General features: G+C 33.9%; 14 protein-coding genes. 10 read left to right on the top strand and 4 right to left on the bottom strand.

Translation table 11 applies throughout. The features are described 5' to 3' along the window. Nucleotides 1-180, top strand: a 180-nt coding sequence (locus Q7C23_RS23025) for a hypothetical protein (protein WP_375034693.1), incomplete at its 5' end; no start/stop codon positions are given. Nucleotides 181-485: 305 nt separating this feature from the next. Here the strand turns inward: Q7C23_RS23025 and Q7C23_RS23030 are convergent. The 4 genes from Q7C23_RS23030 to Q7C23_RS23045 form a co-directional block, all read right to left on the bottom strand. Next, the gene (locus tag Q7C23_RS23030; RefSeq protein WP_375034694.1) at nucleotides 486-1,505 is read right to left on the bottom strand and encodes a proline-specific peptidase family protein; all 1,020 of its coding nucleotides are present in this window, start codon (nucleotides 1,503-1,505) and stop codon (nucleotides 486-488) included. Nucleotides 1,506-1,707: 202 nt separating this feature from the next. Next, entirely contained in the window at nucleotides 1,708-2,718 is a 1,011-nt protein-coding gene (locus Q7C23_RS23035) for a PQQ-binding-like beta-propeller repeat protein (RefSeq protein WP_375034695.1), read from the bottom strand. A gap of 14 nt (nucleotides 2,719-2,732) precedes the next feature. Then, nucleotides 2,733-3,977 carry a hypothetical protein gene (locus tag Q7C23_RS23040; protein WP_375034696.1) on the bottom strand — a complete coding sequence of 415 codons (1,245 nt, stop codon included), beginning with the start codon at nucleotides 3,975-3,977 and terminating at the stop codon, nucleotides 2,733-2,735. 147 nt (nucleotides 3,978-4,124) lie between these two features. Then, the gene (locus Q7C23_RS23045) at nucleotides 4,125-5,720 is read right to left on the bottom strand and encodes a tetratricopeptide repeat protein (protein ID WP_375034697.1); all 1,596 of its coding nucleotides are present in this window, start codon (nucleotides 5,718-5,720) and stop codon (nucleotides 4,125-4,127) included. A gap of 651 nt (nucleotides 5,721-6,371) precedes the next feature. Here Q7C23_RS23045 and Q7C23_RS23050 point away from each other — a divergent pair. From Q7C23_RS23050 to Q7C23_RS23090, 9 genes are all read left to right on the top strand, one after another. Further along, complete coding sequence (locus Q7C23_RS23050) at nucleotides 6,372-14,138, top strand: S8 family serine peptidase (protein ID WP_375034698.1); 7,767 nt, start codon at nucleotides 6,372-6,374, stop codon at nucleotides 14,136-14,138. A 132-nt stretch (nucleotides 14,139-14,270) separates the two neighbouring features. Next, the gene (gene porV / locus Q7C23_RS23055) at nucleotides 14,271-15,428 is read left to right on the top strand and encodes a type IX secretion system outer membrane channel protein PorV (RefSeq protein ID WP_375034699.1); all 1,158 of its coding nucleotides are present in this window, start codon (nucleotides 14,271-14,273) and stop codon (nucleotides 15,426-15,428) included. A 497-nt stretch (nucleotides 15,429-15,925) separates the two neighbouring features. Next, a complete protein-coding gene (locus Q7C23_RS23060) occupies nucleotides 15,926-16,906 on the top strand; it encodes a helix-turn-helix domain-containing protein (RefSeq protein WP_375034700.1) in 981 nt (326 codons plus the stop codon). Nucleotides 16,907-16,994: 88 nt separating this feature from the next. Then, nucleotides 16,995-17,534, top strand: a complete 540-nt coding sequence (locus Q7C23_RS23065; RefSeq protein ID WP_375034701.1) for a DUF3575 domain-containing protein — start codon at nucleotides 16,995-16,997, stop codon at nucleotides 17,532-17,534. A gap of 105 nt (nucleotides 17,535-17,639) precedes the next feature. Next, the gene (locus tag Q7C23_RS23070; RefSeq protein WP_375034702.1) at nucleotides 17,640-17,771 is read left to right on the top strand and encodes an AraC family transcriptional regulator; all 132 of its coding nucleotides are present in this window, start codon (nucleotides 17,640-17,642) and stop codon (nucleotides 17,769-17,771) included. Between the two features lie 88 nt (nucleotides 17,772-17,859). Beyond that, nucleotides 17,860-18,414: a porin family protein gene (locus Q7C23_RS23075; RefSeq protein ID WP_375034703.1), complete on the top strand. Its 555-nt coding sequence runs from the start codon at nucleotides 17,860-17,862 to the stop codon at nucleotides 18,412-18,414. 261 nt (nucleotides 18,415-18,675) lie between these two features. Then, nucleotides 18,676-19,374 carry a DUF1826 domain-containing protein gene (locus tag Q7C23_RS23080; protein ID WP_375034704.1) on the top strand — a complete coding sequence of 233 codons (699 nt, stop codon included), beginning with the start codon at nucleotides 18,676-18,678 and terminating at the stop codon, nucleotides 19,372-19,374. Between the two features lie 122 nt (nucleotides 19,375-19,496). Next, nucleotides 19,497-19,871: a hypothetical protein gene (locus tag Q7C23_RS23085; RefSeq protein ID WP_375034705.1), complete on the top strand. Its 375-nt coding sequence runs from the start codon at nucleotides 19,497-19,499 to the stop codon at nucleotides 19,869-19,871. A gap of 241 nt (nucleotides 19,872-20,112) precedes the next feature. Further along, complete coding sequence (locus tag Q7C23_RS23090) at nucleotides 20,113-20,235, top strand: transposase (RefSeq protein ID WP_375034707.1); 123 nt, start codon at nucleotides 20,113-20,115, stop codon at nucleotides 20,233-20,235. Nucleotides 20,236-20,458 lie beyond the last annotated feature (223 nt).

The raw sequence follows: 20,458 nt of genomic DNA on the forward strand, positions 1-20,458 counted from the left end.
AAACGGGGTTTTTTGTTTTACATTACTTTGTGTTTTTTAACCGCAAAATACGCAAAGGATATTTTCCTTTCTGCTAATGTTACCTTTATTAAGGCTTCTAAGCTGTTCATTGCGAACTTTACGTATCTCTTTGCGTTCCTTGCGGTTAAATTAGCAGTTGCTGTACCTGATTTCTTCTGAATACAAAACTATGCGTTACTCTGGATTGGAATTTGGAATTTAAAAGTTGGACTTTCTTTTGAAAATTGGACCTCTTCTTTATATTAAACCGCGTTAGGGATGGAATTGGCATCCTTTTGCGATACTCTGGACTTCTTCTTAAACCGAAACGTCTATCGCAAAAGATATAGCGGATAGCCCGACCCGGAGGGAACGCCATTCTTTTTAGAAATAATATTTTTTTATACTTCTAAATTTTATTTTTGCAAGGTACTGAGTATCAGGGATTAAGTTTTTTTTAGAGAATGAATTTTAAATAGTAAATTTTAAAATTCATTATGATCAACATCTTTAATAAATTTTATTACCCCTTTCATAAATACCTGCTGATCATCCCACATTGCTAAGTGGCTTCCGTTTGGGCAATATAAAAAACGTCCTTTTTGAACTAGTTTACTTTGTTCTTCCATAGCTTTGGGATCCATAGTGTCATATTTGGCACCTATCATTAAAGTTGGAATCTCGATTTCTTTTAAGCGATTTTTTATGTCCCACTTTGCTAAACGACCGCTAATTCCGAATTCACTAGGTCCTTGCATCATAGTGTAGATCTCACCATTCGTATGTTTAACGGCTCTATTCAAGCCATCTGGCCATTCTTTTAGTCGACATAAATGCTCTTTGTAAAAATTAGGTATCAATAGTTCCATGTAACGAGGATTAGTAAAATCTTTTTTAGCTTCCAATGCTCTGATTTCTGCAAGAATTTCTGGTTTCATTTGTTTTGCCAGGACTTCATCTGCATATTTACCATATTCTGGTGCGCTAGCGACCATGTTTGAGATCAATAAACCTTTAAGATTCTTTTGATATTTTAAAGCATATTCCATTGCCAGAATTCCTCCCCATGAATTTCCCAAGATGTAAAAATTATTGTTTTCAGCTCCAATGGCTTTGCGAACTTGTTCTACCTCTTCTACAAAACGTTCAGTTGTCCATAAACTACTATCTTTTGGCTGGTCACTGTAATAAGAGCCAAGTTGATCATATTCGTAAAACTCAAATCCTTCACGTTGGAAAAAAGTTTCGAAACACTCCATGTATTCGTGTGTCATGGCTGGGCCACCATGTAACAAGAGTATTTTTATTTTAGGATTATTTCCAAATCGTTTTGTCCAGACCTTAAATTCTCCAACGGGTGTTTTAATTGGAATCATTTGTATACCAGCAGATTCGATGGTATTCTTTTGATTGTAAGTAAAATATTCCTTAAGTGTTTCTGATTTGTTTTCTTTTTGACAAGAAATGGTTAAAAGAAATATTGTGAGGAAAAAGATATAACGCATATTTATTTGGTTTAAGGATATATTCTGTTAATTAGATTATCAACCTAATTTACGAATTAAATTTAAATTTTAAACAGCTTTAAATGATAGCTACCTTTAAATGATATTCCTTAATAGAGGAAGCCCAAAAGTATATATGCTTATATATGCTTTTGGGCTTCTTTGTCATAAAGATGGCTAACTCTCTATGTTTTTGATATGATTATTTTTGCTCTGTAATGATAGAGTGGTTGAGTTTAATAACCCGAATTTTTTTATTCGTATTGTCTGATAAAAAAATACGATCATTCATTTGTGCTACACTAACAACACTTCCAAAAGGATTTGCTCCCATAATATCATTAGCATTAATCCTTGGGGAATAATTTTTATTCATAAATTCCTCTTTAGGGTAAAGACGCAAATAGTTTACGCTTCCAACATTTTCTGTTGCAATAGCCCAATTTTCACTAAAAGAAATAGCAATAGGTTTTGCATCAGAAAAAGGTGCAGTTGTTGGTTTTATTGGTTCTATTAATGAATTGGCTGCATTAGCCTTAATATTTGCAATGTTGTAATACAAATAGCTTTTTGCATCTCTCCCTGCTACGACTAAATTTCCTGAGACTACATCTAATGAATAAACTTGATCAAAACCATTTAAAGTATTTAATTTGGCTATTGGTTTTAGATCCCAGTTACTATTTTCTGTTATTTGTGATGTTTCAAAAACTTTAATAGAGGTTTCTTTTTCTTTAACAAATACTAATCCGTCTTTTACTACAACACCAAAAACGTGTACGAAGGTATTCCACCATTGTCCATCTCCTACCGTACTAATTCCTGCATTTGTATTTTCATCAAATACAAAAAGTCTTGAATCACGACTTCCTACGTAGATTCTACCATTATCAATAGATACAGAGGAAAGTTTAGTAAGGGCAATTGTCGTTGTGCCTTTAGTGTAGTTTGAAATTGTTTTGATGTATTTTAAAGTGGTAGCATCAAAAATTTCTAATACATCACCATTGCATATATATAATTTATTGTTTGCTATTGCGATACCTTTTGGGTCAAGAGTTCCAGTTCCGGCACCGATTTCGGTTGCTGTGATTGCTGTTTCATCAGTAGGATAATAATAGTTATACGTTGTACCGTTATTTTCTGAGTCAGAATCTTTACTGCAACTAGTAAAGAAACAAAGTAATAATAGGATAAATGGTATTTTATTCATGCTGATTTTATTTTTTAGTTCCATTTTCCTTCTCCTTTATATTTTACTAAAAATGGATTTTTTTGGTCAATTGTAAAAACTGGTTTTTTATAAGTACCGGTTACATAGTTTGTTTTTGTATATGTTTTAAGTATCTCAGGATCTGTAAAGGGAAGATCGTTTAGATAGATCAAATACTTATAAAAGTGAGTTAACATTTCCTGTTGGCCACCACCTTCGCCACTATTGGCTAAATTACTACTATGGTTGTAACCACTGTGATGTGAATATTCATGTGACCAAACTGACATTTCTCCTTTCCAGTGACCGGTAACATAACCAGATTCCCATTGAGAGGCTAAAGCACCGCCTCCCCAGGCAGAACCTCCGCCAACCATGGCCATATTAAGTTGTCTTTTATCAATATAGGTTGTGTATGCCTGCTCGATTTGGATTTTGGTTAAATAGTCATAAACACCATCAACATCATCGGCATTTCCATGCCAATTGAGTGCACCATTTATTGCAGTTCCTGCTGTTGCGGCTTGTTCTTTTTTATATCGGTCAAAATTCATAAAGGTGTCATAGTACATTGGATGACTAATGGCATATGAAAAATTAATAATCATAGTGATGGCTTCTTTTGCCAAAGCAGGATTCATCGGTAAATACTTGTTTGGATCATCTGCGGGATTATTTAAATGATAAGAATCGCTAAATTTAACCAAACGTGAAGATTTTATTTTTTTGAATTTTGCGAATAAGGGATCGCTTGATTCCACTGAAAACTCGATACCTCCTGAAGAAAATCCTACAATTTTGTCTATTGTAACAGGTTCTCCTGTTTCAGATAAATAATCATTTTTTCCTGCGGTTAGAGGGATTTGATGAAAAGAGCGATGAAAAGCAGGGATTTTTGAAAAGGTATAAATTACAAATCGCTTGTCGTAGTTAGGTAATTTAGCGTAAATTTTTACATCGCTAAGTCCAACAGGAGAGTACAACGATATTTGTACTGAATCTTTTCCTTTCTGTATAACTTGTAAAGGTTCATTTACTCTAAACCAACGATCGTTGTTATCATACATTTTTGAAGAACTCTCTGTATCTTCAAACATTGTCATTGGTTTATTTCCCGAAGGCAAATTTGTAGCGTCAATACTTGCTGCATAATGTGGTTGGTAATTTGTGTCATCATCTCCATCTTCGCAGCTGGTAAAAAAGAAGAGGTTGGCTAATAGCAAAATGCTAAAAAGCCATTTTTGGGCGTTCTTAATCATGTAGGTTAGTTTAAAATTGGTTTTATTTTTGGGAAAATATTTTCAATAAACAAATGTCATAAAAATTCTGTTAAATAAAAAATAGGGTAAAAATTTAAAAAGACATATAGATATGTGAAAAATGGATGGTTTTACAAAGAATAAAATTTATATGTTTTCTAAAAAAGTCACCAAATTTACATCCTCATTTTGAATATTGAGCTTCTTTCTTAGTCTTGCTCTTGCCACGTTAAGACTGTTATAGGATTGCCGAGTTAGCGCACAGATTTCTTTGGTGGTCATATTTAGCCTCAAAAAGGCACAAATTCTTTTTTCATTTAGGGTTAAATCGGGATATTTACTATTTAGGCGCTCGTAAAAATCATTATAAACCTGACTAAACCGAACTTCAAATTCTTTCCAAATATCATCATCCTGCGCATTTTTTATGTCGATGATTATTTTTTGGATAATGTCCTGATCGGTTCGTTTCATCTGCTTTTTTAATTCCACCAAACGGGTTGAAATCTCAGAATTGAATTCGTTCTTTTTTAAGAGATACATGATGTTGGTTGTGAGCTCTTTATTTTTAAATTCTAACTCTCTTTTTAAACTATCTTCCCTAAGCGAAAGGTCTTTGTTGCTCAATTCGGCACTTTCTTTGGCTAATTGTTGAATTTTAGCCTTCGATTCCTGAAGACGATACATGATCATTGCAATAATGATCCCAAGGATCAAAACAATTGCAATAATGGAATAAACAAGTTCTCTATGATTTTGAGCGATTTTTGCAGATTGACTTTCTTTATCAAATTTATACTGCATTTCAGCACGGGTAATTTTTTGCTGATTTTCTTTGTTAAATAGACTGTCGCTTAAAGACTTATAAGCAACATGGTAGTTGTATGCATTTTTATAATCTCCTTTTCCTGCCATAACAAGGCTAAGTTCATCCAGAACAGATGCGCGAGAAGATGATGAATTTGCCTGTTTGCAGTATTTGAGACTCGTAAGTAAATATTCTTCCGCTTTATCAAATTGTTTTTTTTCTTTATAAAGCCTTCCCAAATGATAATTGGATTTACATAACCCCAATATGCTGTTATCTTTTTTTCGTAAATTAAGAGATTCTATAAAAATAGCTTCAGCAAGATCATAACGCTTTCCTTTTAGGTAGATAATGCCCATATTGGAATATACTGAAGATAAATTTTCATTGTCGTGTGCTTTTTTGCTATGAGTGGATGCCTGCATAAAATACTCAAGAGCACGATCTTCCTGATGTTTATTGTCATAAATAATACCAATATTATTAAGCACTTTCCCTTTAATTTGGTGCACTTTTGTGGAATCTTTTATAATATTTTTATCTAATAAAGTCTTGACTTGATTAAATTTTATTAATGCCTTTTCGAAGTCCGCTTGATAAAAATAAACAAGGGCAATACTGTTATGAACTCTAATGACATCCTGCTGTGGCGGATAGAGTTCGTAGAATTTTAATGCTTTTAATTGATAATCAAGACAAACATCAATATTACCTTTAAGAAGATTGGCATTTCCTATTCTGGAATATACTCTGGCCAATAGGGTATCAGTAATTTTTTTTTCAAAAGACAAAGCTTTTTTGTAATAGAATAAGGCAGAATCTAAATCTTTTTTTTCGAGCAGGTATCCTGTTTGAAGCAGTAAGCCTACTTTTTTATCAGGATCAGAAGTGGTAAGATATTCAAGTTTTAAACGATCAAGATCTTGTGAAAACATCGCTTCACAGAAAAATATAAAAAAACTTATATAAATATAAAAACGCTTCAAATCAATTAATTTTGTTAGCTAAACTATGAATAATTTTCGAGTTTTAGTTGATCACTTCTTGCAATTGCAAAAATTGATGTATGCAAATTTGCATTTTTTGCAGTTGCTATACCAAATCAGACTTTAAAGAAAATCCATTTTATTTCTCAAAAGAACAAAATATTTGTGTAAAATTTTATGGTCATTTTTATACCAAGGCAACTTTCATATCTTTAGTTCTATTATTTACCTAAGCTCGTATTTTGATTTTTAATAGAATTTTTTTAATAAATATTATATTATAAATTGAGGATTTTAACCCTTTAGATATCCATTTTTTAAATGTATAGAGCTATTATTTTGTGCTGGTTAATGTGTTGTTGAATAGTTAGTTAGTGTTTGTTGTTATACAAATGTAATCATTGTTTTTTAGCTATATATATAATGTAACTATTCTTTAAATCTTAACTGTTTGAATTTTCCATATTCTTGCGCTCAAAGATTTAATTTTTTCTTCAATAATTAACCTTTTAGAAACATTTCATTATTTGAAAAAGAGTATAAAGGATGGTTATTGCGTTTTACGTTAAATTATTATTAACTAATCAAAAAACAACTTTAATGACAAATTATTACAAAAAAGGAATACGGTTTTTATCGTTTTTTATTTTTTCGCTTTGGTCAGTTTTTTCTTTTGGTCAGCAAGCGACTTTTAAGGAAGGTGTCAAACAAGGTTCTGTGAAAATTAAATTTTCAGAACAGTTAGCTCCGACTTTGAAGAAAATGAATGTTACTACGGGGAAAAAACTTTCTACAGGAATTCAGGCTTTTGATAAAGTTTCTGCAAATGTAGGAGCCAAGAAAATGCGTAGACTATTTCCTGAAAACCCTAATCCTAGATTAGAAGCAAAATTGCGAAAACACAAGCTTGATTTGTGGTATGTCGTAGACATTGACCCTAACCAGAGCGTTAAAGAAGCAGTTCGAAAATATAAAGGAATTGCTGAGATAGAGACAGCTGAAACGGAGAAGCAAAAAGTGCTGTCTGATTATAATTTTACACCAATTAAAATTAAGGCCAAGAAGAAGGCTTCAGCAACAGCTTCTTATTTTAATGATCCAAGTTTGCCGGATCAATGGCATTATAATAATACAGGACAAACCGGATATCCGGATGGCTCTGATGTAAATTTATTTAAAGCTTGGGATGTAGTTAAAGGAAATCCAAACATTATTGTTTCAATTCATGATCAGGGAGTTGATATTGAGCATCCTGATTTAAAAGCAAACATCTGGACCAATTTACCGGAGCTAAATGGAGTTCCTGGTGTTGACGATGATGGAAACGGTTACACAGATGACATTCATGGATGGAATTTTGACAAAAATAGCGGAGCCATTGAAGCGCAGCCTCACGGAACGCACGTAGCAGGTACAATTGCTGCGGTAAACAACAATGGTATTGGAGTTTGTGGAGTTGCCGGGGGTAGTGGTAATAATGACGGTACAAGAGTAATGTCGTGTCAAAGTTTAGGAGGCGGTAGCTTTGAAGAAGCTTATATCTATGCAGCCAACAATGGTGCAGTGATTTCTCAAAACAGCTGGGGATATACTAGCCCTGGCAATTTTGATGAATCTGTAAAAGATGCCATAGATTATTTTATTGCAGAAGCAGGAGATTATCCAAATAGTCCAATGAAAGGAGGAATTGTAATATTTGCTGCAGGAAACCAAAATTCTGACGAGGAATGGTATCCAGGTCATTATGAAAATACTTTGTCTGTAAGTTCAATTGGTCCTAACTGGCAAAAAGCCAGCTATTCCTGCTATGGTACATGGGTGGATATTGCAGCTCCGGGAGGAGAAACAGATTTGGGTTCTAAAAATGGGGTTTTAAGTACTTTACCTAAAAATCAATACGGTTTTTATCAGGGAACATCAATGGCGTGTCCTCACGTTTCTGGTATTGCAGCCCTTGCCCTTGCCAATAGAAAAAGTCAATTAACGCCGGAAGTTTTAAAAACTAAACTTTTGACAGGTGTTGTAGATATTGATTCTCACAATCCAGACTATACAGGAAAGTTGGGTTCGGGGCATATTGATGCCTTTTTGGCAATCCAAAATAATGCAGGTGTTGCACCAAATGCTATTACAGATTTAGCTTTAACAGGAATTGCACAGGAATTTGCTAATTTATCTTGGACTGTTCCAACAGATACAGATGATTCAAAACCAGTTGATTTTCGTGTTTACTATAGTACTTCGCCTATAACAAAGAGCAATATTGCATCAGCGCAATATGATATTATCAAAAATACAGCATTGCCAGGAGAAACGGTTACTCATTCGGTTAACGGACTTTTAGGACTTACACATTATTATTTTACTGTGATTTCGGGAGACAGATGGAATAATTTATCTGAATTATCCAATACTATTCAAGGTACTACGAATGATGGGCCAAAAATAAATGTTGATGATAATAGTAAAGACATTGTAATTGATGTTGATGCGAGTACTTCTTTTAAAGGAGCACATGAAATGACAATCTTAAACAATGGAGAAGGGGTATTGAGATGGGAGTTTTTAACCCGTCATAAAGAAACCTCGCTTTCATACTCTGCAACAAATATAAAATATCCTTCTGCGAAAATAACAAAAGTTGCATCTGTAGGAAAAGTAGGTAGAAAGAAGTTGAAGGCTGCATCATTATCTAAAGATGCAACTGCTACAACTTCTCAATTTACTCCTCAAAACAAAACTTTTTGTGACTATCCAACAGACCTTATTGGTGATACAGACATCAATATTCCAAATTCGGCTGCTACAAAATATGTTGTAAGCGAAACTGATGGTTTCAACCTGACACAAATTGTGAGTTATTTACAAGTAGATCCGGCATTAGGTCCTGTGGTTTTTGAAGTTTATAAAGGAACTCAGCTTAAAAAAGAAAATCTAGTTTATGCGCAGGAATATACACCTTGGAGTGCTGCTCAAGGTTATGCGTATGTTACATTAGATGAGCAATTGTATTTTCAGCAGGGAGAAACTTTTTGGGTGGTTATGCATATTCCTGCAGGAAATCTTTATCCTTTAACTATTGGTTATGAAAATTCGCCAGAAGGCTCTGATAATAGCTTCATATCGTTTGATGTTGGACAAACTTGGGGGCCTCTAAGCGTAGCTCTTGATAGCAATGACTTTGCCTGGTTCACTATTGCGAGCAGTCAAAATAAATACTTAGGAGAATATTTGTCTTTAGATCCTGCTAATGGAGAATTAAACGGAAATACTACGCAAAAAGCAAATCTTTCTGCTGATGCATCTCAATTGATAAATGGTACTTATCATGCAAATGCTATTTTAAAATCTAATGATGGAACAAATAGAGAATTAAGACTTCCGGTTACTGTTAATGTATCTGGTCAGCAAGCTGCTCTTACGTCTATTGAAAAACTAGACTTTGCAAGTGTTTTTAAAGGCACTTCAAAAGAAATGGAATTCGTAGTTAAAAATACAGGATTAGGTAATTTTAATGATATAGCGGTTGCCATTTCTAATCCAAATTTTGAGCTTATCAGTTCAGTTCCATATCAAATTGCTGCAGATAGTGAAGTGCTGCTGAAAGTAAAATATACACCAAATACTATAGGAAACGACAATGGTTTTTTAACGTTGAACTCTACTAGCAGTGCTAAAACATTAAGGGTTATTTTATTTGGAGTAAGTTCTGAACCTGCAAAAATCGTGGTTGAACCAATGACGCAATTGATTGACAATATTGCGTTAGGCGATCAGGTAACTGCTTCGGTTACGGTAAAAAACGAAGGTCAGGCCGCGCTTAAATACTTTATTCCAACTTACGATCAATCTGGAATAAGTGAAACCTGGGAAGGCGGTTACCATAAATATGGGTACAAGTACCGTACAAATTATCCATCAGAGGGTTCGCCGTTAACTTATCAATATCAGGATATTTCCGGATCGGGAACTGATATTACAAATTATTTTAAAGCAGAGGCTGACAGATATTACCCTGTTGAAATGGGATTTGATTTTCCTTACTATGCTGAAAAAATGAAAAAACTTTTTATCAGTTATAGAGGGTTTACAACCTTTGATGATACGGTCAGACCGGTTAATGCTCCAGAGTTAGATGGGGCGCCTTATTCGCCAAAAGGATATATTTCTCCTTTAGGGACTTTTGTTGAACTGGCTGCTGGTGGTGCTGTTTATTACAAAGTAGAGCCAGATAAAGTGATTATTCAATATACAAATCTTTCTGATGGATATTCAGGAACCCTAACAGCGCAAATGGTTTTATTTGCAGATGGTAATATTCGTTTTTATTATGATAATATTACTTTTTCTGAGCAGAATTTGGCTTATCTGAATATTTTGATCGAAGATTATGCGCAGACAGATGGAATTTTAATTAGCAATTATTCTAAACCAGCAAAAATTTATAATGGATTGGCTTTAGGATTTGATTATCCGGGACCAAACATGATTACCTCTATCAGCAATGCTGGAGGAATTTTATTGCCTGGTGAATCTGCGAAGATGGATGTTGTTATGGAGACTGCCGCTTTGCATGAGGGTACAATAAATAGATATTTGAATGTTGTATCTACAGATCCACTAAATGCGCAAGTAAGTCCTCTAATTCAAATTAATATCACAAGTGGAGGTAAAGCTGAACTTACCGTGTCTCATACTGATATTAATTATGGCGATGTATTTCAAGGGGCTGTTGCTTCAAGAAAATTCAGCATTAAAAACAATGGTACAGCAGCTGTAACCTTAACAGGTTTTGCTTTAGATAATAATAAATTTCAAGTTACAGGAGAAACAACTGCAACTATTGCACCTGGACTTAGTAAAATATACGATGTAAGTATGCCTACAGACGTTGTTGCTGCTTTAGCAGATGTGTTAAGAATTACAGATAACAAAGGTGTTAGTTATACGATTACACTTTCTGGAAAAGTGTTAGATCCTCCTGGAATAAATGTTACTGACTTAAACTTAATAGCGACAACTTTACAACATGGTCAAACTGCCAAATTTCCTTTAAAAATTGAAAATACTGGTATAGCTGACCTTGAAATAGTTGCAACAGGAACTAATTGGCTGACTGCTTCTGTACCAGTTAGTACTGCAGAAGCTATTCCGAATTACACTTATAATTATGAAATGTTTAATGATGGCACCAACTATCAATGGATTGATATCCGTAAAACGGGAACGCAGCTTCCATTAGCTGAAGATTTGTTTGATGTTGATCAATATTGGCATAAAAAGACATTGCCATGGTCATTTAATTTTTATGGTAAAGAGTATACAGATATTCAAATTGGTACTACTGGATTATTAACTTTTGATACGCCAGATACCGATGCTACAATGAATGATATGATTCCAACAGATTTGTTCAAAACCCTTATTGCTCCTTATTGGACGTTTGCTGCTTTTGATACAACGACATATCCGGCAGATGAAGTAGGTGTTTTCTATTATAGCGATGCTGAAAAGGTTATTATCTCATGGGAGTATTTTTCTAATTTCTTTGGAGGATTGGGAGACCCAACCTCAGCACAAGTTATCTTTTATAAAAATGGAACGATGAAGTTTCAGTATAAAGTTAACGGAACTGTAGATCAAACCACGAATTTGACTGCTATTGGACTTCAGAATGGCGATCATTCCGATTTTGTGGCAATGTCAAATTATGCAAATGTTAATCACGGAACAGGATTAGCGTATGTGATCAATCCGGCGGAGAAACTTGTAGTTCCGGCTGGAACAACTTTAAATGCTCAGATTGATATTGATGCACGTAATATATATGCAGGAGAATACTCAAGTAAATTAAAATTACGTACCAATGTACCAGGCAAAGAATGGCTTGAAAAACCAATTAATCTAACGGTTACCGGAGCGCCTATAATTGCTTCAAATCGTGAAGAAATTAATTATGGCGAAATAATGGTTAATCCTGCTATGAGCTATACAGAAGAATTTGTAATTCAAAATACAGGTGCTGAAACACTAAAATTATCAAATATTGCTATAGAAAGTGGTTCTGCAGAATATACTATTGAAACCTACGCCTATTTTGAAGGATGGTTTGGAGATGGTTATTGGAGTTGGGCAAATATTAATGATTTTATGGGAGATTACCCAGCAATACTGCCTGGCGAAAACTCTAAATTCAGAATTACATATGCTCCAACTGTGGCAGGTACTGTAACTGACAATGTTGTTATTGAAAGCAATGCGACAGTAGCGAAAATGATGCTTCCGATAAAAGCTGAAGTTACATTACCTCCAACTTTAGTGGTACAAAGTAATGAAGTTAATAGTGTTGTTAATTATTTGACAGATACCGATACACAATTTGCCACTTTTGATAATGGCAATGGTGGTGGGACTTTAAAATATGAATTGAGTATTGACTATCTGAGAAAAGCGGCGGCTGGTATTACTTCACGTTCAGAAGTAATGGCAAAAAAGGCAAAAACAGCCAAGGCAGATTCAATATTAAAATCTCTTCCTGCGCCTACTGGAGGAACCGCTGTATATGCTGATCCTAGTTTCAATAGAGTTTTGGCCCACGAAGACAAGATGGCTGCAGATACTCATTTTGGTTATGATGGTGGAGAACCTTTCACGGCAGCTACACGATTTAATGCTGGAAAAGATGGATTTACATTGTCACATTTTCAAACTTTTATGTTTGGTATGGACAAACCAGCAGGAACTCTTGCTTACGAAATACGTGCAGGTGGTTCTTCTGTTGCAGATGCAACCATAATTGACCAAGGTTATGTGGATTATGTTTACGAAGGTGGAAAAACGGGAGCGTGGGTAACATTACCAATCAAAGAGCCTAAAGGACTTTATCCAAATGAAGATTTTTATGTTGTGATCACTTATCCTTATGAATTACCTTTTGTACAAGGGGCAGTTGCTGATATTGTTAATACTCCTGGCAGATATACATTGGTTGATGGTGAAGGTAAATGGTATGATTTGCAAGATGCCGATTTATATCCTGGTTTTGGATGGATGGTTAGAGCTGGAGAAGAGAAATTTACTTCTAATGCCTGGGTTTCAATGAATGGAATTGCAAATGGAGAAGTTGCGCCTGGAGGGAAAAAACAGGTTCAATTAGACTTTACAGCGGCTAATGGAATTCGCGGAGATCAACATGCGGTTTTAAAAATAAGAACTAATGATCCTGTTAATACAGTGGGTCAGGTTCCGGTTAACTTACATATTAATGAAGCTCCTGTTTTCTCTAATGTACCTGAAGAAGTTACTGTTGTTAATGAAGCTTCTGAAGTAGTGGTAAACATCGGCCTGAACGATAAGGAAGGTAACGTAATTACGGTTACATCTCCAAATGCGCCATCGTGGTCTACTTATGAAGTAAGTGCTGGAAACATTGCAATTAAACTTGCTCCGGGTTATGAAACGGCTGGTACATATACAATAAACTTTACAGCTGTAGACGAACTTGGTGCATCAAATGAAATGAAACTGGAGGTTCAGGTATTAAAAACCAACAGAGCTCCAGTTGTTATTAATACAGAAGATTTGGTGTATTCTAAATTGAGCTATTTTGATGTAAGAGAATTTGCGGCTTATTTTACAGACCCTGATGGCGATAAAATGACATTCAATGCAACGGTAGCAAATGAAAATATTGCTTCAGTAACAATAGGTCAGGAGTTGGGTCAATATGTAATTGAAACACATGCTGCAGGTGAAACAATGTTGACCTTAACAGCGACAGATATTTTTGGATTAAGTACTGTGCAACAAATAAAAATTACAGTAGTAAATAATAAAGCTCCTTTAGCACTTGGTGCACAATCAATAATGTTTAATAGATTATCTGTACAAGAGGCCTTTACTTTTGATAAATATTTCAGTGATCCAGATGGAGATAAGTTGACTTTTCAGGCAAGTATGGCAGATTCTTCGATTGCATCAGTAGTAACGACTGCAGATGGGTTTACAGTTGAAAGTCTTTCTAATGGAGAAACAGAATTAATATTGACAGCAACAGATATTTATGGAGCTAGTGTTGAGCAACGCGTAACGGTTATTGTAAACCAATCAGAAGTTATGGAGCTTAACATATTCCCTAATCCGGTTGTAAATGCAATAAATATTAAGTGGACAAGCCGCTGGGCAGGAGATGTTGTTGTAGAAGTAGTAGCCTTTAACGGTTCAACAGTGCGCAAGTTTACTGTAGCTGATGTGCAACTTCAAACTTATAGTCAGTTCGACTTGAGTGCGTTGCCTCCAGGAGCTTATTTCTTAAATGTCAGCGGAAAAGAAGGTACATCTTCAGTTTTCAAGTTTATTAAAAGATAGAGGAGTAAAAAATGAAATGATAAATACGCGGCGATACAGAATCTAATGTTTGAAGCCCCTAAATTTTCAACAGTAATTATTGTATCGCAAGGCGTATTCTAATTTCAATTAAAAAATAATTAACAGATACACATGAAAAAAATATTTCTTTTATTTTCACTTCTCTTTGGAGTTGGAAATTTACTCGCACAAGAGCAAAATAGGCCTATCGTTACCGGAGTCCCTTTTTTGCAAATCTCTGCAGATGCCAGAGCCTCTGGTATGGGAGATATGGGAGTGGCAACATCAGCTGATGTTTACTCCCAGCAATGGAATGCCGCGAAATATCCTTTTTCCGAAAGTAAATTAGGTATAGGAATGAGTTATACTCCCTATATGACTTCTTTGTCGAACGATATTGGTTTATTAAATTTAAATTTCTTTAATAAAATCAACGAAAGAAGTGCCTACGCATTCAGTTTAAGATATTTTGGATTAGGAGAAACCGTGTTCAAACAAAATGAAGATGACCCAGGTCAAATTGTAAAACCAAATGAATTTTCGCTTGATGGATCTTATTCCTTAAAATTAAGTGAAACCTTCGCAATGTCTGTTGCCGGAAGATATATTCATTCTAATTTAGAAATTCAGGAAGCCGATCCGGATGCCCGTGCAGCAGGTTCATTTGCTGTAGACATTTCAGGGTTTTACCAATCATCAGAAATAGCTTTTAAAAAATTTAATGGTATTTGGAGAGGTGGATTTAATGTTTCAAATCTTGGCCCGAAATTAAAATACAATGGAGATGCATCAACGGAAAGTTTTTTGCCTGCCAATTTGAAATGGGGTGGAGGATTTGATTTTATCTTTGATCAGGATAATACACTGGCAACTTCGATAGAGTTTAATAAGTTGCTGGTTCCATCACCGCAGGATAACCAAACAAATGTGCAATATCAGGAGGCAGGTTTTGTAAAGGGGATTTTTACTTCTTTTACTGATGCGCAAGATGGCTTAAGTGAAGAATTTAAAGAAGTTACCTGGGCACTCGGAATGGAATATTCGTATCAAAAAAAGTTTGCATTGAGAACAGGATATTTTAATGAAAATAGCGAAAAAGGAAATCGTAAATACCTTACTCTTGGCGCTGGGTTTAAATACAAGAAAGCCAATTTCGACCTTTCATATTTAAGTTCTGCATCTAAGCAAAATGGTCCATTAGATAATGTAATGCGATTTTCACTATCTTTTAATATCGATGAAAAAGTTGCAGATCCTATAGAAGAAAAGGAAAAAAGCGAAAATAATTAAAGCAATTGTTTTCTTCTTATTTGAAATTATAGCATAGAATCTCTAAAGAGATTCATATAATGAATTACCCCCAAAAAGCTAAAGACTATTTGGGGGTATTTTTTTTAAAAATTGAAGAATAGATCTGTTAACTTTTGTAGCTAAAGCGATCTACTCCATTATTTTCTTATATAAATTACTTTATCATTTTAGTTAATCATTTCTTAATCCCTTAAGAAAATCATCAGCATTAATATAAATTCGCCTTATAAATTCGTATGAAATAAGCTATGTTTTAAAAAACAACTAATTACCCTTATATCCCAAATTAAATCTTAAAAACAACTTTTTATATTATAAAATTGATATATACAACACTTTTAAATATTGCGATTTTTCAGGGAATAGTCTTAGGCTTAATTATTTTAAAGTCTTCCTTATTCAATAGTAATTCAAATAAATATCTGGCATACTTACTATTTACACTTTCAATAATTTTACTGAATCATGTTTTTGAGATGGAAAACGCCTTTACTCCGTATCCTTTTCTACGGTTTATTGACCACATCGAGTGGGTATTTCTAATCCCTGCTTTTATATTCCTGTTTATCATAAACCGTATTGATGATACGGTAAAAAACAAACAAAGATTGTATTTGTATTTTATTCCATTTGCCTATTCCGCTGTTCTTAATATTGCACAAGATCTTGATCATGTTGCGGGAATTTATACTATTTCTGAGTCAGGCATTGATCTCATTGAAATACTTGGTTTGATCCATCTAACTTTAGCCGTTACCTTCATTCCATTCCTGCTTCTTTACTCTTATTTTATGATAAGACATTTAAAAGATTCACAGGAAAAAAAAAGGATAATTACCTTATTGACAATTGTTTCTTCATTGGTATTCGCTTTTCTTATTACCGCTCTAGCTGGCTTATTTCTTCAATATGACATTTCTTCTGCTATGAGTATTTTGGCTTTATCTGCAACATTCATAATTCACTGGACAGCCTATATAGGTATTTACAAATACAAACTGGCCAAAAACAAAGATGCTGTTTATAATTTTCTAAATACAGATTTAACTCTTTCATATAGCAATCTTCAAATTGTAGACAATAGTACGTTACAGGAATGTCGGGAATCTATCACGGCAGACAATCTTTATTTTCAAAAACTAGAACTTCTCTGTAAAGAGCAGCACATTTATACTGACAGTACCTTAAACAGAGAAAAAGTTGCTGAAAAACTAGGTATAAGCGCGGGCTATGTTTCACAAATTATAAACACTATAACAGGAGACAATTTTGCCAATTACATTAATCAATACCGGGTTGAAGCTGTCAAGGAAATGATCTCAAATTCGGAATATGAAAACTATAATTTGTTGACAATGGGATTAGAATCTGGGTTTACTTCAAAAACGACTTTTTATAAAGCCTTTAAAAAAGTTACGGGCCAGACGCCAAATGAATATAAAAACACCAGTAAATAGGTGCCAATTTGTACATTTTTAAGCTTTTGAAACCTTTTTTAATTTTTCTTACATGAATTTTGGATTTAAATAATTCAAATCACTTTTTATGAAAAAAAACTTTTTACTACTGATCATTTTGTTTGCCTTTTATTCTGTCAATGCTCAAAATGAAACTGATCCTTATCAGAAAAATAATGAAATTAAGTTAAATGCAATTGCTCCTTTATGGCAATCTTTTCAGGTTGGTTACGAAAGGCATTTAAATCATAATTCGTCATTAGGGCTTTCTTTTTATTATGTGTTTGACAATACAAAGAATGAAAAAGATTTAAATTATTCAATATCTCCGTATTACAGAAGATATTTTGGTAAAAAATACGCATCAGGCTGGTTTGTTGAAGGATTTGGAATGCTGGCTTCAACAGATGGCAAAAAAATATACGCTTCAGAAGATCATTCAATATATACCGAAAACCCCGACGTTATTAATTTTGCTCTCGGTGCCGGCGGAGGCTGGAAATGGGTCAGTAAAAGCGGATTTCTTTTTGAAGCAAATATTGGTTATGGCGGTATATTATTCAATGCAGATAAAACAGACCATACTATTGTTGCAAAATTTGGACTGAGTGCTGGATATCGATTTTAACAAAACGTAAATTGGTTAGCTATTTTAATGCTTCCCGTTACTAAGACAAAGTTTCAGAGAAATCTGGAGCTTTTTTATTTTGGATAACTCCCATGAAACAGGTTTGTGTTTACAAGCGCGACATCTCACCATCCCCCTGGATTAGAATTCAGGTTTACTTCAAAAACAACTTTTTATAAAACATTTAAAAAAGGTACTGGTCAAACACCAAATGAATATAGAAATACCAGCAAATAAGTACCGATTTATACAATTTTAAGCTTTTGAGACCTTTTGTAGTTTTTCTTAAACGAATTTTGGATTCAAATAATTCAAATTACTTTTTATGAAAAAAATTTTATTACTAGCTGTTGTTACAGTTTTAGGATTTGCAAATGTTACTGCCCAGGAAATTAAATTTGGTGCTAAAGGAGGTTTAAACTTTGCGTCTATCAGCGGAGATAATACCGAAGGTAGTGATGAAGTAACCTCATTTAATTTTGGTGTTTTGTCAGAAATTCCCATTTCAGATAAATTTTCTTTTCAACCTGAATTAATGTATTCCGGGCAGGGGTATAGTTTCAATGATAATACAATTGCCTTAAGTTATCTGAATGTTCCTTTAATGGGAAAATATTATGTAACAAAAGGATTGAGTGTTGAAGCCGGACCGCAAATAGGTTTTCTACTTGCTGCTAAAAATGAGAAGACAGATGTAAAAGATTCGTTTAATACTGTTGATTTTGGTGTTAATTTTGGCTTAGGCTATAAACTTGAAAACGGTCTTAATTTTGGTGTAAGATATAATCTGGGATTAACGGACATTAATAATGTAGACGGCTATTCGGCTAAAAATAAAAACGGGGTACTTCAATTATCTGTGGGGTATTTCTTTTTCTAAAACCTAATAATTTCATCGCTTAAAAAATGTAAATAATTAAACTAAAAAAACCTTATTCAAAAAAGAATAAGGTTTTTTTATGTTCCCTATTGGTTCTGCGATTATACCATAAAATTTTGCTATAAATACTAGAAACACCTTAGCTTTTTATGACAGAAAAAGGTAGCAACTCCAAAAGTTTAAAGCCATAAAAATGCCGTAACTGCATACTATTATATATTTTTGTAATACATGAAGTAACTAGTCTCTTAATATTATACTATGAATAATATATTTTCTGCCAGCAGCCAAATTGGTTTGGCATCTACTTTTTCTGACCTTGTGAATACCGATTTCAAGGGAGAAATAAATGCGTTATGCTGGTACAGAAATTTGGATGGCGATTTTAACGAAATTGTAGGTCAACTACGTATAAAGGAAAATATAACGGAAGTTTATCCTGAAGATCTAATCGCACTTCAACTATCAGATAAAGGGAATATAGCAAGGAATATAATTTTAAATGATTTAGAATTATTAACTGATTTTGGTGCTTCGCCCTCTCTTAATTTACTAAAGTGTTATGAGCGTGATGATGAATTTGATTTCATATCCACTGATGTGTACTCGTTTCATGTTGATCGTTCGCCTATTGCAACAGACACTTTTTTATGTACCTATCACGGATCGGCAAGTGATATTATTTCTAATTCGGAGGCTGAGCAAAAAATATTAATTCCAGAAATCCGGGCAAAGCTAAAAGAGCTGCATAATGGACCATCGGAAGAATTTGAAATCTTTTTGAAAGAGAATTATTTTGATTTGCATTATCAGGTACATGCAAATGTAGAACCTACTAATTTAGGGGTAGGACATCTTTGGAGGCTGGCTGTCGATCACCCAAAACAACAAGTATTACCTTGCATTCATAGAGCGCCATTAGAAAATGAAGGAGAATATCGGTTATTGTTGATTTGTTAAAGGAAATTGTTGAGATAATTCAGTGGAGGAATTTTTTTAAAACCCTTAAAAACTGAAATGATTTGGTAATAAACCAATATCTTAAGGACTAAAGAAACCTGAAATTTTTAAATAAAGGGAACATGTTACAAAAGAAAAAGGAGATATCCGTTTTTGCAATATTTTGTTTGACAAATGTTTTTGGACAAGCCAGAAAAGAATTAAATTTTGGTCTTGTTGGTATTAATTATGAGATTCCCGTTCATAGGGATATTACTATTGCCCCAAGAGTTGGAACTAACCTGGATCTTGATTGGCTGAATGTAGGAGTAAAGGGGAATATTATTTTGATAATGTATTTGGTATTACCGATGATGCCTTGGATGTATATGGCGGTGCTAATGTTGGATATTCTTTCGATATGGATTCTCTCCTGGAATTGGATTAACAGTAAAACTGTAGTGATTACAGCTTATATGAAAAAAACGCCTGAAAATAAAAAGTCTTTCTGGACTTAACTGTTAATGAAAAGGAGTAGGAATCAATTTTCTGTTCCTTTTTTTGTGAACTCTTCCTAAGACTGACTTTTCTCCTCAAAATACAGATATAAAGTTTTCTCAGAATTATTAGTAAAAACCATCTCAAAGTGATCTGCTAAAAAAAATCAGGAAGAATGAATTTCAAAAGTTTAATAGTGTCTGTGATATTTTTAGGATGCATAAATTTTACTGCTCCTCAGATTTACGTCTTGATCGATAGGTGCACTGTTCTAATGCCTCTGCAGAATCATTCAATGCTAAAATAAAAGCGTTCAGATCAAAATTTAGAGGTGTTAGAAATATAGAATACTTCCTTTTTAGACTCACTAATATTTATGCTTAATTTTTACTGCTCCTCAGGTTTTCGTGTTGATCCCTGTTCTTTGCGAAAACATGTGTTTTTTGAAATGTTGCCAAAATCGAAAAAGCCTTTAAACACTAGTATTTAAAGGCTTTTGACTTTTAAAGTTTCTTTTGAAACTTCTACTGGCGGAGAAAGAGGGATTCGAACCCCCGGACCTGTTACAGTCAACAGTTTTCAAGACTGCCGCATTCGACCGCTCTGC

The organism is Flavobacterium sp. LAR06 (assembly GCF_041946075.1).
GTDB lineage: Bacteria > Bacteroidota > Bacteroidia > Flavobacteriales > Flavobacteriaceae > Flavobacterium.

What these genes read in the sequence shown, in the direction of transcription:
- Q7C23_RS23030 (WP_375034694.1), bottom strand. Translation starts at nt 1,505, where the DNA reads ATGCGTTATATCTTTTTCCTCACAATATTTCTTTTAACCATTTCTTGT.
- Q7C23_RS23035 (WP_375034695.1), bottom strand. Translation starts at nt 2,718, where the DNA reads ATGAATAAAATACCATTTATCCTATTATTACTTTGTTTCTTTACTAGT.
- Q7C23_RS23040 (WP_375034696.1), bottom strand. Translation starts at nt 3,977, where the DNA reads ATGATTAAGAACGCCCAAAAATGGCTTTTTAGCATTTTGCTATTAGCC.
- Q7C23_RS23045 (WP_375034697.1), bottom strand. Translation starts at nt 5,720, where the DNA reads ATGTTTTCACAAGATCTTGATCGTTTAAAACTTGAATATCTTACCACT.
- Q7C23_RS23050 (WP_375034698.1), top strand. Translation starts at nt 6,372, where the DNA reads ATGACAAATTATTACAAAAAAGGAATACGGTTTTTATCGTTTTTTATT.
- porV (WP_375034699.1), top strand. Translation starts at nt 14,271, where the DNA reads ATGAAAAAAATATTTCTTTTATTTTCACTTCTCTTTGGAGTTGGAAAT.
- Q7C23_RS23060 (WP_375034700.1), top strand. Translation starts at nt 15,926, where the DNA reads ATGGAAAACGCCTTTACTCCGTATCCTTTTCTACGGTTTATTGACCAC.
- Q7C23_RS23065 (WP_375034701.1), top strand. Translation starts at nt 16,995, where the DNA reads ATGAAAAAAAACTTTTTACTACTGATCATTTTGTTTGCCTTTTATTCT.
- Q7C23_RS23075 (WP_375034703.1), top strand. Translation starts at nt 17,860, where the DNA reads ATGAAAAAAATTTTATTACTAGCTGTTGTTACAGTTTTAGGATTTGCA.
- Q7C23_RS23080 (WP_375034704.1), top strand. Translation starts at nt 18,676, where the DNA reads ATGAATAATATATTTTCTGCCAGCAGCCAAATTGGTTTGGCATCTACT.
- Q7C23_RS23085 (WP_375034705.1), top strand. Translation starts at nt 19,497, where the DNA reads ATGTTACAAAAGAAAAAGGAGATATCCGTTTTTGCAATATTTTGTTTG.